Source organism: Candidatus Zixiibacteriota bacterium (genome assembly GCA_040752815.1).
Classification (GTDB): Bacteria; Zixibacteria; MSB-5A5; order GN15; family FEB-12; genus JAGGTI01.
In genome coordinates, this window is sequence record JBFMGC010000006.1 from 71,140 (window position 1) to 89,195 (window position 18,056).

9 protein-coding genes are annotated in these 18,056 nt (G+C 57.9%); 8 read left to right on the top strand and 1 reads right to left on the bottom strand.

The genetic code is table 11. From position 1 onward, the window contains the following. Nucleotides 1–30: 30 nt before the first annotated feature. Nucleotides 31–2,793 carry a pitrilysin family protein gene (locus AB1772_03120; protein ID MEW5795330.1) on the top strand — a complete coding sequence of 921 codons (2,763 nt, stop codon included), beginning with the start codon at nt 31–33 and terminating at the stop codon, nt 2,791–2,793. Nucleotides 2,794–3,469: 676 nt separating this feature from the next. Here AB1772_03120 and AB1772_03125 read toward each other — a convergent pair. Continuing rightward, nucleotides 3,470–5,377 carry a hypothetical protein gene (locus tag AB1772_03125; protein MEW5795331.1) on the bottom strand — a complete coding sequence of 636 codons (1,908 nt, stop codon included), beginning with the start codon at nt 5,375–5,377 and terminating at the stop codon, nt 3,470–3,472. A 155-nt stretch (nt 5,378–5,532) separates the two neighbouring features. Between AB1772_03125 and glnA the strand changes: the two genes are divergently transcribed. The 7 genes from glnA to glmS all read left to right on the top strand — a co-directional run bounded on the left by glnA (nt 5,533) and on the right by glmS (nt 17,639). Next, a complete protein-coding gene (gene glnA, locus AB1772_03130) occupies nt 5,533–6,945 on the top strand; it encodes a type I glutamate--ammonia ligase (GenBank protein MEW5795332.1) in 1,413 nt (470 codons plus the stop codon). Between the two features lie 769 nt (nt 6,946–7,714). Further along, nucleotides 7,715–9,964 carry a hypothetical protein gene (locus AB1772_03135; GenBank protein ID MEW5795333.1) on the top strand — a complete coding sequence of 750 codons (2,250 nt, stop codon included), beginning with the start codon at nt 7,715–7,717 and terminating at the stop codon, nt 9,962–9,964. Nucleotides 9,965–10,021: 57 nt separating this feature from the next. Beyond that, a complete protein-coding gene (locus AB1772_03140) occupies nt 10,022–11,785 on the top strand; it encodes an ABC transporter ATP-binding protein (GenBank protein MEW5795334.1) in 1,764 nt (587 codons plus the stop codon). After that, on the top strand, nt 11,785–13,590 hold the full coding sequence (locus AB1772_03145) for an ABC transporter ATP-binding protein (protein MEW5795335.1): 1,806 nt from the start codon (nt 11,785–11,787) through the stop codon (nt 13,588–13,590). The genes AB1772_03140 and AB1772_03145 overlap by 1 nt, the downstream gene beginning before the upstream one ends. 3 nt (nt 13,591–13,593) lie before the next feature. Further along, entirely contained in the window at nt 13,594–14,382 is a 789-nt protein-coding gene (locus AB1772_03150; protein ID MEW5795336.1) for an inositol monophosphatase family protein, read from the top strand. Nucleotides 14,383–14,439: 57 nt separating this feature from the next. Then, nucleotides 14,440–15,798, top strand: a complete 1,359-nt coding sequence (glmM, locus tag AB1772_03155; GenBank protein MEW5795337.1) for a phosphoglucosamine mutase — start codon at nt 14,440–14,442, stop codon at nt 15,796–15,798. A gap of 14 nt (nt 15,799–15,812) precedes the next feature. After that, on the top strand, nt 15,813–17,639 hold the full coding sequence (gene glmS / locus AB1772_03160; protein MEW5795338.1) for a glutamine--fructose-6-phosphate transaminase (isomerizing): 1,827 nt from the start codon (nt 15,813–15,815) through the stop codon (nt 17,637–17,639). The last annotated feature ends 417 nt before the right edge of the window (nt 17,640–18,056 follow it).

The window sequence follows — 18,056 nt, forward strand, 5'->3', positions numbered from 1 at the left end:
GGGATTGAACATTTCCGCTCAGGTGACCCAATGAAAACCCAATCGCTCAGATTCAATCGACACTTTTTATCGACCTTGGTCCTCGCTGTAACATTTGCTCAGGGAACCTTCCCCGCGTCGCGCCCCGAGAAGCTCGACAACGCCCTTCAAGTGATTCTCGTGGAGAATCACAGCTCCCCCATGATCGCCAGTGTCATCTTTGTGCGCTCCGGCAGCAAGTACGAATCGGAATACGAAAACGGAATAACCCACTTTCTCGAGCATCTGTTATTCGACGGCACCACTCATCTGACTCGCCAGGAGCTTGGTAATTCGATCCGCGACCTGGGCGGTTACATCAACGCGTTCACCCGCGAAGATCTCACCGCATACATGGTGCTGATGCCCAAACAGTATATCGAGTACGGCTTGACCGTACAGGCCGACATGCTCTTTAATTCGACCTTTCCTGAGGAGGAACTGGCCAAAGAAAGGCAGGTGGTAATCGAGGAGATCAAGCGCGATACCGACTCGCCCGGTGCGTCGGCAGAGGCATTCTTCAGAGAGAAGGCGTATGGCGAGACCGATTACGGCCGTCCGGTGCTGGGCTACGAGCCGTTTATCGCCAACATCAAGCGCGAGGCGATCATCGCCTATTGGAAGAACCACTACACGCCGGACAAGATGACGGCGCTGGTAATAGGTGATTTCGAATCAAAGAGCATGAAGAAGACACTGGCGCGTGTTTTCGAGCGCATCCCCGGAGGTAAACCTCAAAACGGCGCATCGCCCGGCGACCTGCACCGCAAACTGGCCGAGGGTAAACAGAGAGTAGGCGGCATTATCGGGCAACACCGGTATGACACGATCGCGGCTGTGGCATCCGCTCATCTGAACTTCTCCATAGAAGCTCCGAGTTTTGGCTCCGGCGACTATCTTCCCTTTGATTTGCTGGTTCAGTACCTCGCTCTGGACGAGATCTCGCCGCTGAAAGTCGCGCTGCAGAGCGGTGATGATCCACTAGCCACAGAAGTTACCGTGTCTCTGAACACCTGCGCCGAGTTCGCCCGAATGGACATATCCATCATCTCTGAGAAACCTCAGTTTTGCGATAGCATTGTCAGCGTGACCCTGGCCGCACTTTCGCAGATGTCCAGTCATATCGCCGACACTGATGACCTCAGGGGCATCACCACATCGGTGCGCTGTCAGTCGATCTATAATGCCGAGAAGCTGCATTACTACGCGTTCATTGTCGCTCCCCTGATGATGGTCGCCGATTGGGACTGGATTCAATCCTATCCCGACCGGCTGGACAGTGTCACCTGGAACCAGTGCCAGGAGGCAGCACGACGGTGGTTAGATCAATCGAATTACATTCTGACAGTGGTCAGACCGGCCGATTCCCAGCAAGCGATCTTCACTCCCGAAGTGACTACGTCGGAGGACGTAAACGCGTATTTCGACAGCGCCTCGTTTCCGTTATACGATCTGACCAGGGGAATCGCACTCGACTACCCGAAAACCGATTCGGTGACGTTCGAGCTTGTGGACAAGGCTGTGTACCGGCGGGAGGTGCTTGACAACGGCCTGACCGTACTAGTGAAGTCCGGTAAAGGGAGCCGCGTGTTCGCGGTTAATTTACTGGGGAAAGATCGTACGCTCTGGGAAGCGGAGGACAAGGCCGGAATCACCGATTTTGTGAACCGGTGTCTCGCCAAAGGGACAACCAACCGCACAGGCGAGCAGCTAAATCGCGAGTTAGGCGCCATCGGCGCCAATCTAACGCTCACCGATAATCCGTGGATCCCGTACGACGATCGCTACACGACCCGCAGTTTTTCTTTCATCAAGTTCGAGACTATCGAGCCTTACGCCAAAGGAGGATTCGAACTGCTCGCCGATATGGTGCTTCACCCCGCGTTCGATTCTCTCGAGATCGAAAACGTCCGCAAGGAAATGCTGGGCGTGATCAGCCGAGGCGCCGGCTCACCGTCACAGGCAGCCCGAGACCTGTATTTCGCCGCCCTGTTCGATCAGCACCCCTTCGCTAAACCGATAATGGGCAGCGCTGCGACAATCGCAGCGATATCTCCCCAGGCGCTGCGTGACTTTCACCGCGACTACTATGCCCCCGGCAATATGATCCTCTCGATAGTCACCAGCCGGGATACATCGGAAGTCATGGCCTGGGTGAGAGAGAGTTTCGGTTCGGTATCTCCGCCCGACAATTGGTCCCCGACACCGTCACTGCCCCTGCCAACAGCCGAGCCGGGTGAATTTCATCATGAGCTCCAGAAGGAACAGATAGCGATTTGCGCTGGCGGGCGGGTTCCGGGGATTTCCTCGAGCGACGCCATCGACCTGCAGGTGGCTGCGTCAATTCTGTCTTCGCGGCTGAACGAAGTGCTGAGAGAGCGGCAGGGGCTGGCCTACACGACCGGCGCGGGAGTAGACTTCACGCGTGAATTCGGGTGGTACCTGGTCAGCATAGCGACCGGGTATCAGAACTATCAGTCGGCACTCGATGGTCTGGCCCTTCAGACAGAGAAGCTGGCTCTCGACGGCCCCAGGGAGAGCGAAATCCGTAGTGCGTGCAATCAGCTTTGGGGGCAGCTGATGAGCGCCAAGCTTTCGCGCATCAACCAGGCGTATTACCTGGGGCTCGATGAATACTGGGGACGGGAGATCGGGTATGACCGTCAGTTGCTCAAGGCGCTGGCAAGAGTCAATGTGCATTCGGTGGGCGCCGCCGCGGCCAAGTACTTCCGGCCCAATCTCTGGATCACAGCCACCGCGGGAAAGAAACCGTAGCGGCGGGGTTGGACCACAACGTGCGGTCGGGCGACACTGCCCGACAGACTCGGTGCCCGATCCCTTGTTGTGTGATCACGCTTCGGTGCCCCACCCCTTGGGGTGGGATGGAAATTGCCCTCGCGAAAAGAGCGATGTCGGGTTTCTCGCACGAATGGTCAATGCTCGGAACCCGACCTACAAGACTTGTTGTGTGATCACGCTTCGGTGCCCCACCCCTTGGGGTGGGATGGAAATTGCCCTCGCGAAAAGAGCGATGTCGGGTTTCTCGCACGAATGGTCAATGCTCGGAACCCGACCTACAAGGCTACAGATGATCGACAGCGAGTGGAAAGGCGTACAGGCAAGAGAATCGTCACAAAAGTCGACCCGTTACCTTCGAAAGAGAATTAAGATCCATCGGTCATCGCCCCAGTGATCGTCTCGCCTCTTGCCGTTGCAAGTGGCCATGGATGCCCGATTGGATCGGACATGACGGAGCGGAGTACGCGTGCGTATTCTACCCCAACGTCCAACCAATTCGGGTGGGTAATGGTTATACCAGTCTCAGGCATATCGGCCAAGCCCGGGTTTTCGACTGCCCGGTGAACGGTCCCGTGGGTTACGCTCCACGAATCGCCGCGGTGTAAAGTGGATTCCCCGGTAAAGCCGGGGAATGCGCATGAAGCGCTTTCAGCTAACGGTCGACGCCCACACCAATCGTGTACCGGCTGATCTTGGTCGTGTCAGACGGTGGGCTGATCCAACGTATGTTGTTGCCGGCCCAGCTTTCTACGTAGTCGTCCGTCCCGCCGCCATCGACGAATATGCCGACGCAGTTAAGAAACTGCCTAATGCCGGTATCGGTGACATTGGCGCGTCCGAGGGTCGTGCCGCCATTGGTGTTGTATTTATCGTCGCCGGTGTGATCGTGAAAGATGCCGATACCGGACGCGTTCCCGCCGCCCAGCGACAGATTGGGCGCAGTATACGTGTCGTTGCCGCCGCGCTCGTTCAGGTAGCCGATCGTAAAGTCGTGACCGGCCCCTATGGCCATATTGTGAGTGGCTGTAAACGTGTCATCGCCGTCGAAATCATCAAGATAGCCCACTCCGAAATGCGCGCCCGATCCCTGCACATACCAGACGGCGTTATACGCATCGTTGCCGCCCCCGTCTAAGAGCATCCCCAGCGCGTGCCAGTAGGCGCACCCCTGCGCGAACAGACCGGCCGAATAAGCGTCGTTACCGGCCAGATCACACAGGATACCGACTCCGCCCGCCCAACTATGACCGTCGAGATAATCCGCCCGCTTGCCGAAACCGACTCCCTGGGCCTGCGACGAATTGTGTTCCTTGGTTTGCGGCGACGGATTCACCAGGTTGACGTCATCGGCCACATAACGGTCATCGCCGGTGCTGTTGATGAGCAGCCCGCATCCCCGGGTGTAGCCGAATCCCTGTGATTGTTCCAGGCAAAAGAGCGAGTCGGCGCCGGTGCTGTCGGAGAGAATCCCCACGCCGAACGCGGCTGCCGCCTGTGTCAATTCGCGCGCTGTATAGATGTCGTCACCGTCGCGGTCGTAGACAACCCCCACGCCAAATATCGCCGCTCCCTGGGCGACATTGGCGCTTCGATATGTATCGTTTCCGCCCAGGTCGACCAGCACCGACATTCCCAAAACAGCTCCGCCGATGCCCGGGACTGTCGTGTCAGGGGAGAGATACTGGTCGTTTCCACTGTAATCAATAATCACCGAGAGCGGGTATTCGTCGGGGTAGCCGCCGAATTCGTACCGGTCGTTGCCGGCACCGTCGATTATCATCAGCGGCGGCACGTAGTACTGGTAAAGGTCATCGCCGGTCGAGCCGACCACGATCAGCCCCTGGGCTGTTTTCATCTCGCGGCGGGTCTCCGGAAAGGTGATCGAATCGGCAGCCAGGGCAAAGCGGCGCACTGCCTCGGCGAAATCCTGCGCACCGGCCAGGAAGTAGTCGAAGTCGACTTTGTCTGCCATTTCGTAGATGAAATCCTGATGTTCGTCTTTCCCGTTGATGAAATAGTCGAAAAGTTTCTGCCGGTGCTTGAGCTTATTGGCCGGGTCGAGGCCGCGCATGAACAGGAACTTGTCGTCGTCGGCCATGCGGTAAATCAAATCTATACCGTCCTTCAGCCGCTTATATTCCTCACCGGCAAGGAAGCTCTTGGAGCGGGTAATTGAAGGTATCGGTACGGTGTCGGGATATTTCAGATACGGCTCAAGCGGATCGCCGATCAGGCTTCGGCGGATAGGATGATCGATCATCGCGCTCGCCCTCGAGAGCAGGCGCGCGATATCGTTAGCCGATGCTCTGAACGTCTCGAGGTTCATACCGCCGTGCTGGGGCAGCTTAAACGGGTGACGGAAGAATAACGTGAAGTAGCTGAGGCGCCAGGGGTGCCCCTGGAAAGTCTCGACTTCGTCTTCGTCGAAACGAACATCGTCACGTGTCATTTCCACCTGTGCCAGGGCGGAATCAAACAGTTCGAGGTCGGTTTCCCAGAGTTGGGCCGAGACAGCACCGGCCAGCATAAGTATGCCTACAGTCAACGTCAGTGATTTCACAACAACTCCTATCCGGTTTGATCAACCTGCAAGCAACTGCCGTTTTCACGCCGCGTAAAGCTTTTTCAGTCGGCCCGAGCCGCCTTGACAAAGGAGAGCAGCACGCCTATCATGCGCCCGCTTTGGCCCATGCTGATTACCAGAGGTGACGATTGATGAATCTTGATCCATTAGTCAAAATGTCGCAGCAACACCAGCTCGAATTTGTTGACTTGAAGTTCTGCGACCTCCTCGGCGGCTGGCACCACCTGACTATTCCCGTGTCGGCGCTCAAGGACGAGCTTTTTCAGACCGGGGTGGGTGTCGACGGCTCCTCCATGCCGGGGTTTTCGTCGATCGAGCGCGGCGACATGATCATGCTGCCCGATCCGACTACGGCCTTTGTCGATCCGTTTTTCGAGCGGCCGACTTTGTCTCTGATCGGTGACATTATGCTCTCCGAGGATTCGATTGCGACATATTCCCGCGACCCAAGGCGGGTGGCGCGCGACGCCGAGCGGCTGCTGGACCGGGTGCTGAAGGGGGTGCAGGCCATTTTGGGTCCTGAGTTCGAGTTTTATATCTTCGACAAGGTGAATTTCCACCAGGGGCCGGACAGCGCGTTTTACACGCTGGATGCCGCCGAGGCGCCGTGGCAGGCGTCCGACGATCAGGAAAACCTCGGTTTCAAAATACCTTACAAGAAAGGGTACCATGCCGCGCCGCCTCAGGACCGGACTTATAACCTCCGAAGCAGCATTTGTTCTTTATTGAAAAGTGTCGGGATCGAACTGAAGTACCATCACCATGAGGTCGGTGGCGGGGGACAGCACGAAATCGAAATCAAGTTCGCGCCTCTGCTCGTGATGGGCGACCGGTCGATGCTCGTGAAATACATGGTCAAGAACGAAGCGTTCCGGCATCACAAGTCGGCGACCTTTATGCCCAAGCCGCTTTTCAACGAACCCGGCTCCGGCCTGCACGTGCATCAATACCTGGCCAATGATAAAGGTTCGCTGTTTTTCGACGCCAAAGGCCCCGCGCAGTTCTCTGAGCTGGGGCGGTTCTATATCGGGGGGGTGCTGAAGCATGTCGATGCCCTCCTGGCGTTTTCCAATCCGTCGACCAATTCCTTCAAGCGGCTCGTACCCGGCTTCGAGGCGCCGGTAGCGGGGACCTATTCGGTGGGCAATCGGACCGCCTGCATCCGCATCCCCGGCTATCAGCGCGATCCCGCCACTATGCGCTTCGAATTCCGCCCCGGCGACGGTACCATGAACCCGTACCTTGGCTACGCTGCAATGCTGATGGCCGGAATCGACGGGATCAAGCGGAAAATCGACCCCGGCCTGCCGTTCGACCGAAATTTGGATCAACTAACTCCGGAGGAGCTGGCGCAGATCCACCAGTTGCCGACTTCGCTCAACAAGGCGCTGGATAGTCTGCAAGTCGACTATGAATTTCTACTGGACGGCGGCGTGTTTACCGAGGATTTGATCGAGAACTGGCTTCAGATCAAGCGTAAAGAGGTTATGGAGATACGTATCCGCCCGACCCCGTACGAGTTCGAGATGTATTACGGTACGTAGGTGTGTTGTTGCCCACTCCGCCTCCGACCTGGTGGCCCACCCGCTTGCGAGTGGGATTTCCGGGGGAACGTTTAGTTGCTATTGTGGATGGGGCGATGTACCTTTGAGTGTGGATCGGGTAGAGTTAAGGTTGTTATGTTGGAAAATGTGACGAGACGCAGCAGGGCTGGGGGCTACCGGTGTGGGCTACTTGGCGGAGGTATTCTCGACTTCGTCGCAAAGAACTAAGCGTCTAACTGTTATAATCGTTTTCGTAGCAACGGTGGGTATTCTGACACCATGTCTAATCTGGCTTGCGAAGCACAGAGATGATTTGCCGCTGTGGGTAAGTGTGTTAGTACACTGTACAGCAGGCGCAGTTTTGGTTCTGATCTACTTCTATGCGCGAGCCAAACGTCTAACGCGCAGGAAGTGATTTTCTTCTGATCCGGCGCGCTCTGGTACCCCACAGCTTGCTGTGGGTAGGCCGGAAGTTCACCAATGACACGAATCGGATAACCGAGCCGGCGGACTTGAAGATAGTACGAGGGGCATATCAAAGATTGTAACTACCCACAGCGGAGCTGTGGGCTACCGGATATGTAGCGGAACGTACCCATCAGACAAGAGACCCACCCAGAGGGTGGGCCACCAGACCACCAGACGATGGACGAGGCGCACTTCTGAATCTAATCCCACCGCAAGCGGTGGGGCACCCGTGCTCCGATAGTGAACCACGCCCCCAAATTTGAATTTTGACATCGTTTTCTCTGCGCCGATATATTTCCGCATGTCATTGAAGCGTCACCGTCCGAATTCTTACGCAGTGCCGTGTCTGATTCTGACCCTAGTCGCGGTCTTCGCCTCTGGTTCTACCAGTGGCGTGGGGCTGATCGACCAGGCGCTCACCGATCTGCAGGTGCTCTATCTGTTCGATAACCCCCGGACTATCGACTGGCCCACCCTCTACTACCTGAATGACACTTACGCTTGTCACGTGGATTTGCTTACCGTCACTTCCGGGAACGGGTTCTACTACCAGACACGAGATGTACCGGATAAGGGCATCGCGGTCCATCGATTCGAAATCAAAACTAACGATCAGTCGCTTCTGGATTCTCTCATCGACGTGCAATTCAGAAGTCGCCGCCCGGATGTTGTCATAGTTGGTTCTACTGAGCCCGGTTCGCTCGTCCAGCGCCTTGGCGAGCGAATCCTCCGACTGGCGCCTCAGACCGGCTCAATCTATGCGATTCGGAAAGTGTATAGGGATGTAACCAACGTTGCCGATTCGACTGTCACCGGCCCCGTCGTGACAATTCAGCGTCGCGAGATGTACGATCGTTTCGCCGATCGAATCAGGCTTGAAGTCTCGCAATTATACGACTGGTTTCAGTCTGAGCCGTTGGCCGAAACCCGTCTGATGCGGTACGAGATGATCCGCGAGCATGGCACGAGCGGCAATTCCGGTCCCGACTTTCTCTCCGGCCTGGAGCCGCTGCGCTTGTTGCCGCTTCTGGATACGCTGCTGGCCGGCGGTGCCGTCAAAGAGTCGTTTGTAAACCGGGCACGCCTGTTTCAGACATTTTTCGACGCCGCCCGCCGCACAGTGGGCGCCAAGCGTGTCGACAACGCCATGGCCGGGCATAAGGCGCTCCTGGCTCTTTCAGATCAGATAGCCTCGGAACCGACTCTCAGCGGTCTCCCTGAACTGAAGCCTTATCTCGAAGACCTTGCTGCCCGGGCGCAGAAAGCGGTTCTGGGCGAAATTGGCATGAACTGGGAAGGAACGATCCTGCTTCGGGATTCCCCGCACGGCCCGAAACTGAAATTCCGAGCATCGCTTTCAGTTTACGGCCCGCAGCCGATTGAACTATCTTACATCCGCTTCCGCCCTTATTGGGATACCACTGAGATCATCCTGGACTCAATCTCACGCAAGATCGCTCCGCACCAGTCGTTCGTGCGGGAGTATCTTGTAGATATCGAGCGGACCCGTCTCGAGGCCACGATGCCGGAGTCGCTTGTATTCGCGGCCGAGGTGGTCTATGGCTCCGTGCCGATGACCGTGTTTTCGTCCATTCCGATCTGGGAGCGGCCTGAGCTACAGATAGAATTCCAGCCCGACTTCTTCTTCGTGCCGCCGGTGGCCAAGATCGAGGTCGACCGGGTGGTGTCGGCCATGAACTGGAAGGCGGTTATCACCAAGCCTCGGTACTATCACGGCACGGTGACGCTGAATCTGGAAACGCCGCGCGGCCTTTTTGCCGGCGCCTACAAACAGACCTGGGAGCTGGACAAGGACCGCATCAGCGAGACGGTCCGTATTCCGTTCTCGGTATCCAACCTGTTCGAGTTGGGCATCCAGCCCCAGACGATTACGCTGGCTGTCGATGGCCGTGTTGTGGCAACAGACACCGCTATTATCCGTATCGCGGCGTGCGAAATCGACGACAAGGTGGCAGTCGGCCTGATGCCTGACACGACCGGTATCCTGGAAGACATCCTCCGCATGGCGGGCGCCAACTACCGTCCGCTGACCGACCGGACTTATCAGACCGGTGATCTCGATGCCTACACGGTGATTTTGGTTGGCTCGGGGGCACTGCGGCAGTTTCCGTCGTTTCGAACCATCACCGGCCGCCTTGAGGAATATCTGCGCCATGGTGGTTCGTTGGTGGTCCTGGGGCAGCCGAGCGACTGGCCGGAGGGAGCCCTGCCGGTCTCGTTTGTGCCGTCGGCGGAGCAGGTTGCCGCCCTCGAACTGCTGAACCGGATACCGGAAGCGCGTCTGTTGAGCGCACCGTACGTTATTTCCGATAACAACTTGCTGGCCTGGCTGCAGATGCGCCGGAAGGTAGCCGCCGCGGTGGTTTCCCCGGCCGAAGCCGTCTATGTCACTCCGACCGGCGCCACTCTGCTGTCGGTCACCCGGCTGGACGAGGGGCAGATTATCTTCTGCGGATTGCCGCTGGTCGAGATGATTTCTCAGCTCAATATCGAAGCCATTCACCTGCTGGCGAATATCCTGAACTACTGACCCCACTCGGCGTTATAATAGCTCAGTCTTTGGGATTGAGGTACGGCAGCCGAACGCATGGATAATTCTCCTCAACAGCGCACCAGCGGACGATTCGCCACGGTTACCCGGTACATGATCAGGTACCGCTGGTATCTGATTTTCGGCTTCGCCTGCGTGGTCATCTCCAACGCCCTGATGCTGGTCACGCCTTATGTGACCAAACTGGTGATCGACCGGTTGGAAAACCGGGCGGCGATGTCCGACGTCGGCCTGCTGGTACTGGCGATGATCGGCCTGGCGGTTGTTTCGGGACTGTTCCGCCTGCTGATTCGTCGGACGATTATCTGGATGTCCCGCCACATGGAATACGACCTTCGCGGGGAGCTGGTCGCTCACCTGCTGAAACTGTCGCCGTCGTTCTATGACAAGAACCGCACCGGCGATATCATGGCGCGGGCCACCAACGATCTCGAAGCGGTGCGCATGATGGCCGGTCCGGCGGTGATGCACATCGCCAATACGATCGTGATAAGCGCCGGGGCTATCGTGATGATGGTCTACCTCTCGCCTTTATTGACCCTCTATGCCCTGGCGCCGGCGATTGTAATGCCGATCGCCATGAACCAGCTTGGCAATCTCATCCACCGGAAGTTTCTCAAGATACAGGAGCACTTTTCCTCGATGACCGCGTTCGTGCAGGAGAACCTGGCGGGCGTGCGGGTGATCAAGGCGTACCGTCAGGAGGAGCAGGAGAACGCCCACTTTGATCGGATGTCCCAGAAGTACTTTCGCCTTAATCTCGATCTGGGCCGTTACCAGGCTACGTTTTATCCGCTTTTGCAGGTTATCGCCACCGGCCTGATGCTGGTGGTGCTCTTTTTCGGCGGGCGGGCGGTCATTCGCCAGGAGATCGAGCTGTCCACGATAGTAGCGTTCTTTTTGTATCTCGGCATGCTGACCTGGCCGCTCATTGCTATCGGCTGGGTGGTGTCGCTCTATCAGCGGGGGATGGTATCGCTCGGCCGTATCGACCAGATCCTCCACACGGAGCCGGAAATCCGCAACGGCGACGGCACCCTGTATACCGGCCCGCTGCGGGGGAAAGTGGAGTTTCGAAAACTGACATTCTCGTACGACGGCAAGCCGGCGCTGAGTGATATCGACCTCGTGGTCGAGCCGGGGCAGACGCTGGGCATTATCGGCCTCACCGGTTCCGGCAAATCGACGCTAGTCGCGCTCCTGTCCCGCTTGTATCAAGTGCCGCGGGGTCAGTTGTATGTCGATGATATTGACATCAACGACTGGGATCTGGCCTCACTACGTCGCCAGATCGGGTTCGCGTCGCAGGAGCCGTTTCTGTTTTCGGCCACGGTCGAAGAGAACATCCGCTTCGGCCGCGATCTGGCCGATCGCGCCTCGATCGAGCAGGTAGCTCATCTGGCCGCTCTCGCCAAAGACGTTGCCGAGTTCCCCGCGGGCTATGAGACTATGGTCGGCGAGCGCGGGATCACCCTGTCGGGCGGGCAGAAGCAGCGAACCGCAATCGCCCGCGCCGTGCTGATAGATCCGGCCATTCTGATTCTTGACGACGTTACCTCATCGGTAGATACCGAAACCGAACATGAGATCAACATCCGGGTGCACGCTCATGCCGACAAGTTGACGACATTCGTTGTGTCACACAGGACCTCGTCGGTCAAAGACGCCGACCTGATCATATTCATGGAAAACGGGCGGATTGTCGAGCGCGGTAGTCACGAGCACCTGATGGCGCTGGGCGGCCGCTACGCCGACCTGTACCATTCGCAAGTCCTCGCCGAGGAGCTGGAGAGCCTGTAATGGCTACAGACAACTACCACGAAGAGGAAGCCCTCGGCAAGGCGTACGATTCCCGCCTGATGAAACGGCTCTTAGGCTACCTGCGGCCGTACCTGCGGACCGTGGTCGTGGCCGCCGTTCTGCTCTTGCTGGCGTCGCTGCTGCAAATAGCCATCCCGTATATCATACAGGTGGCGATTGACGAGCATATCGCCGTAGGCGATCTCGAGGGGTTGAACTACATCGCGTTGCTGTTTCTCGCTGTTCTGTTCGCCGGGGCGGCTGTGCGCTACGCCCAGACCTACCTCACCATGTGGCTGGGCCAGAAGGTGCTGCATGATATTCGGCGGCAGGTGTTTGGGCATCTTCAGAAACTTCATCTCGGTTATTTCGATAAGAACCCGGTAGGCCGTCTCGTAACGCGGGTGACTTCCGATGTCAACACGCTGGACGAAATCTTCTCCGCCGGCGTGGTCACGATTATCGGCGACATCTTCACCTTGGTGCTGATTGTCGGCGCGCTGCTGTACTATAACTGGCAACTCGCGCTCATAACTTTCGCGGTCGTGCCCCTCCTGGTGCTCGCCACGTTTCTATTCAAGGCGAAAGTGCGCGATGTCTATCGCGAGGTGCGCACCAGGATCGCCCGGATCAACGCCTTCTTGCAGGAGCATATCACCGGCATCAAAGTGGTGCAGCTGTTCAATCGCGAGGCCGATACGTATCGGAAATTCGACGCGATCAACCTCAGTCTCCGCTCGGCGCACTTCCGTTCGATTTACTACTACGCCGTGTTCTTTCCCGCTGTGGAAATCATCGGGATGGTAGCCATCGCACTGGTGCTCTATTTCGGCGGCTTTCGCATTCAGGCCGGGACACTGACGTTTGGGGAACTGGTGGCGTTTCTGACTCTGGTGGAGATGTTCTACCGGCCGATTCGTGACCTGTCCGAAAAATACAACATCCTGCAGGCATCGATGGCGTCCTCGGAGCGGATATTCAAGTTGATAGACACCCCGCCCACCATGGTGGTATCATCCGCGTCAAAACCGCTTCCCACGGTGCGCGGGCGAATCGACGTGCAAAACCTCTGGTTTGCGTACGATGCCGATGACTGGGTGCTGCGCGACGTTTCTTTTTCCGTGGAGCCTGGCCAGAAGATCGCCATTGTCGGCGCGACCGGCGCGGGCAAAAGTTCGCTGATTTCGCTCTTGTATCGTTTCTATGACTATCAGCGCGGCTCTATCAAACTGGACGGTGTCGAGCTGCGTGACCTGCCGGTCGACCAGCTTCGCCGCCACATGGCGCTCGTGCTTCAGGACGTGTTTATCTTCAGCGGTGACATTGCGGGAAACATCAGGCTTCGCTCGGAGCACATTTCCGATCACTCCGTCCGCGAATCGCTCACGCGGGTCGGTTTCGACCGGTTTATGCGGCGTTTCGGCGACGATATTCATGCGGAGATTCGCGAGCGAGGGGCAACTCTATCGACCGGCCAAAAGCAGTTGCTTTCGTTTGCCCGGGCTTTGGCGCATAATCCGGATATACTCTTTTTGGATGAAGCCACCAGCTCGGTCGACACCGAAACGGAGAGACTGATTCAATCCGCCCTCGATGAGCTGCTCAAGGGACGAACGTCGATAATCGTCGCACACCGACTGTCGACTATTGAGATGGCGGACCGTATCCTCGTGCTGCACCATGGCGAACTGCGTGAATCCGGCACCCACGACGAACTACTGAAGAAGCAGGGCATATACTACAAACTGTACCAGTTGCAGTATCGGCGCCAGGTGCTGCGGACCGAGGATGTCCCCTCGAAATAGCCCATGACCCCAAGCGAACTAAGAGCCGCCACTCAATTCGCCTGTCGACTCGCGCGAGACGCCGCCGGGGTACTCAAGCGCGGATTTACGCGCGCCCGCAGGATTACGTACAAAGGTCGGATCGATCCGGTAACCGAGTTCGATCTGAAAGCCGAGCGCTTGATTACCGCGCGGATATCCAGAGCATTTCCCGACCACGAGATTCTCACCGAGGAGGGAAGCGCCAGAGGAAAGCGGTCGGAGTATCTCTGGATAGTCGACCCGCTGGACGGGACAGTCAACTACGCTCACGGTTTTCCGGTGTACTGTGTCTCTATCGCGCTTCAGCACGTAGGCCGGACGGTGGTGGCTGCGGTATGCGATCCGGAGCGGGACGAGCTTTTCTGGAGCGCCAGGGGGTTACCCGCCCGACTCAACCGGCGGCAAATCAAAGTAAGCGCCGAGCGTCGTCTCGATCGTGCGTTGCTCGCTACTGGATTCGCCTATGATATCGGCACGGCTCGGCGGAACAATCTCGGCCTCTTTGCCCGCATGGCTCGGAAGGCGCAGGGGATAAGGCGGCCCGGCTCGGCGGCGCTCGATCTTTGCTGGCTCGCCTGTGGACGAATCGACGGTTTTTGGGAGCTGAAACTTCACCCGTGGGACACCGCGGCGGCGATCCTGATTGTAGAGAACGCGGGAGGCAGGATTTCGCGTGTCGATGGCCGCCCGTACTCGGTTTTCGATCAGGACCTGCTGGCAACGAACGGGCTGCTCCATCGCCAAATGCGCTCCATACTCACGAGCAGATAGCTTACTGTCGACAATTCCACTTTACGACGACTCCAAGCCCGATATATTCATGGACTTATGAAGAAACCCCAGCTTATCAAATCAATTTCCGGCATTCGCGGCGTGGTGGGCGCCGGACTCGATCCGATTACGATGGCCACCTACGGCGCCGCCTTTGGCACTTATCTCAAGAAGGGCAAGGTGGTCATAGGTCGCGACACCCGCCCGTCGGGCGACATGGTCCGCCGAGCTGTTGTGTCGGGCCTGGTTTCGGTTGGGATTGACGTTGTCGATATCGGTATTGTGCCGACACCCACGGTGGAGATTGCCGTCAAAGGCCTCAATGCGGCCGGTGGTATCTGCGTGACGGCGTCGCATAACCCCGCTGCCTGGAATGCGCTGAAGTTCTTCAACGGCCGCGGGGAGTTCCTGACACCGTCGGAGTACGCGCGCATGAACCGGATTCTCGAATCCGGTCGATTCGCCTGGCAGCCGGTGGAAAAGCTGGGGCGGGTGACGCTCACTGATCATTGGATCGAAGTGCACATCAAAAAGACGCTCGGCGTCAAGACAATCAACCGCGCCGCCATACGAAATGCTAAGTTCAAAGTCGTGGTGGACGCAATCAACGGCGCCGGCTCGGAGGCCCTGCCGGAACTGCTCCAGAGGTTCGGCGCGAAAGTCTTCCGGATCAACTGCGAGGGTGACGGCAATTTCGTACACGAAGCCGAACCGCTGCCGAGAAACCTGGGTCAGCTGTGCAAGGCAGTGAAAGTGCACCGCGCTGATATTGGCCTGGCCTGCGATCCCGATGCCGACCGGCTGGTACTAGTCGACGAGCGCGGTCGGCCGGTACATGAGGAACTAACGCTGACGATCGCGGTTCAACAGGTGCTTAGGAAGCGGCGCGGCCCTACCGTGATCAACTTGTCGACATCGAACACCACGGCCGATGTAGCCCGCGCTGCGGGATCGCGTGTCTATTATTCGAAGGTCGGCGAGGCTAACGTGGTCGAAACGATGCGACTGAAACAGGGCGTGATCGGAGGCGAGGGCAACGGCGGGGTGATCTACCCCGAGTTCCATGCCGGGCGCGACTCGCTTATCGCCGCCGCTCTGACACTCTCTGCTCTGGCCGAGACCGGGAAGACGCTTTCTCAGCTTGTGGAAACCTTCCCCAGGTATTATAATATAAAGGCCAAGGCCGTTCTCCCTTACGACTTCTCTGAGCGCCTGACCAGGTTTGAGCGACAGGCAACCAAGATAATGGGGCGTGTGCGGATTGACCGTCGCGACGGCCTCCGGTTCGACTTCAAAGAAGGCTGGCTTCAGTTACGTAAGTCTAATACCGAGCCGATATTCAGGCTGATAGTGGAAACGTCGAGTCAAGAGCTTACCGATGACCTGTGCCGGACGGTGATCCGGTACTTCAAATAACCCAGGGTACGCCAATGTGTGGAATCGTAGGATATGTTGGTCCGAAGCAGGCTCAGTCGATACTGATGAATGGACTTAGGCGGCTGGAGTATCGCGGCTATGATTCCGCCGGTATCGCCCTGCTGACCGACACCGGCCTGATGATCTCCCGTTCAGTCGGCAAGATCAAGAACCTCGAAGATTCGCTCGGGGGCCACGACTACGAGTCCACCCACGGCATCGCCCATACGCGCTGGGCCACGCACGGCGAGCCGAACGAAACCAACGCCCACCCGCACACCGACAACAGCTACGAGATCGCTCTGGTCCATAACGGGATTATCGAAAACTACCGGGCCATTCGCGAGTTTCTCTCCCGTAAGGGGGTGGTGTTCCGCTCCCAGACCGACACCGAAGTCCTGGTCCAGTTGGTGGCGTACAACTACAACGGCGATCTCACTGAAGCAGTGCGCAACGCGCTGACCCAGGTCGATGGCACCTACGGTATCGCGGTTATCTCGGCGCGCCATCCCGGCCTGATAGTCGCCGCGCGCATGGGTTCGCCGCTGGTGATCGGCCACGGTGAGCACGAGAACCTGGTGGCGTCCGATGTATCGGCGATGCTTGAGCACACGAATAGAGTAGTCTATCTCGAGGACGGCGAGATTGCGACCGTCACCGCCGATGACTACAAGATCACGACTATCCAGAACGTGAAGATTACTCCGTCGGTCGAGGAGATCAGTTGGACGCTGGACGAGATTGAGAAAAGCGGCTATGACCATTTCATGCTCAAGGAGATTCACGAGCAGCCCGACACCCTGCGCAACGCGATTCGCGGCCGGCTCAACCATGAGGATGGTATCGCGCGGCTGAATGGTCTGAACCTGCAGTACGATGAGCTGCGCCAGGTCAAGCGGGTTATCATCACTGCCTGTGGCACGTCGTTTCATGCCGGGCTTATCGGCGAGTACATGATTGAGGAAATCGCGCGCGTGCCGGTGGAAGTCGAATACGCGTCGGAGTTTCGTTATCGTTCGCCGATCATCGACGATGGCACGCTGCTGTTTGCGATAAGTCAGTCGGGCGAGACCGCCGATACCCTGGCCGCCATGCGCGAGGCCAAGCAGCGCGGCGCGACCGTGCTGGGCCTGGTCAACGTAGTAGGTTCGACTATCGCGCGCGAAACCGACGGTGGCGTTTATCTGCACGCCGGGCCGGAGATCGGGGTGGCGTCGACCAAGGCGTTCACCGCGCAGGTGATCGTGCTGGCCATGATCGCCAACCTGCTGGGTCGTATGCGCAGCTACTCGGTGCAGGAGGGGCATGAGCTGATCGATGCGATCGAGAAGATCCCGGAGCAGATCGAGGAGATCCTGCAGAATTCAGAGCCGGTAAAAGAACTTGCGCGACTTAATTATAAGGCCAACAATTTCCTGTACCTCGGGCGCGGGATCAATTTCCCGGTTGCGCTCGAGGGGGCGCTCAAGCTCAAAGAGATTTCATACGTTCACGCCGAGGGTTACCCCGCGGCCGAGATGAAACATGGCCCGATTGCGCTGATCGACGAGAACATGCCGGTGGTGGTGCTGGCGCTGCGCGACCCGATTTATGACAAGGTGATGTCAAACATCGCGGAGATCAAGGCACGCAACGGCCGGGTGATTGCGATCGCCACCCAGGGCGACTATGAAATCCAGGAACGCGCCGACCATGTCATCTACATTCCGCAGACAAATCGTCTGCTCACGCCGCTGTTGAGTGTGATCCCGCTGCAACTGCTGGCGTATCATATCGCCGTGCTTCGCGGCTGCGATGTCGACCAGCCCCGCAACCTGGCCAAATCAGTGACGGTGGAATAGTAGAAAACTTGTAGCCCACAGCTCTGCCGTGGGTTCACTCGAGGGAGAGCGATCGGCAGGCCTCGGGAGCCTGCTATTTTTTGAGCGGCGAGAACGAGAGACGGCCGCAAGGCCGCCATGCTCTCGTAGGTCGGGTTTACGAACGCCGAGCGAAGCGAGGCGCGAGCAACCCGACATCCTGCTACCGTGCCGATCGTACAGTTGCGCCCTCAGTGCACTGTCCGCCTCCTACACACGCGAGCGGTCATGGGTGCCCGAATACTCGGGCATGACGGAGAAGAGGGTGCGCACTAGTGTTATGTCCCATGTTTAGCTTGCATTAATATTGAGGAGGTGGTATCTTTCTTTTTTCACGAAAGGAGATACCCTATGTCTCGTGGTCGCCCTGTTCCGCCGGTTCTTGTCACCCCCGCGGTT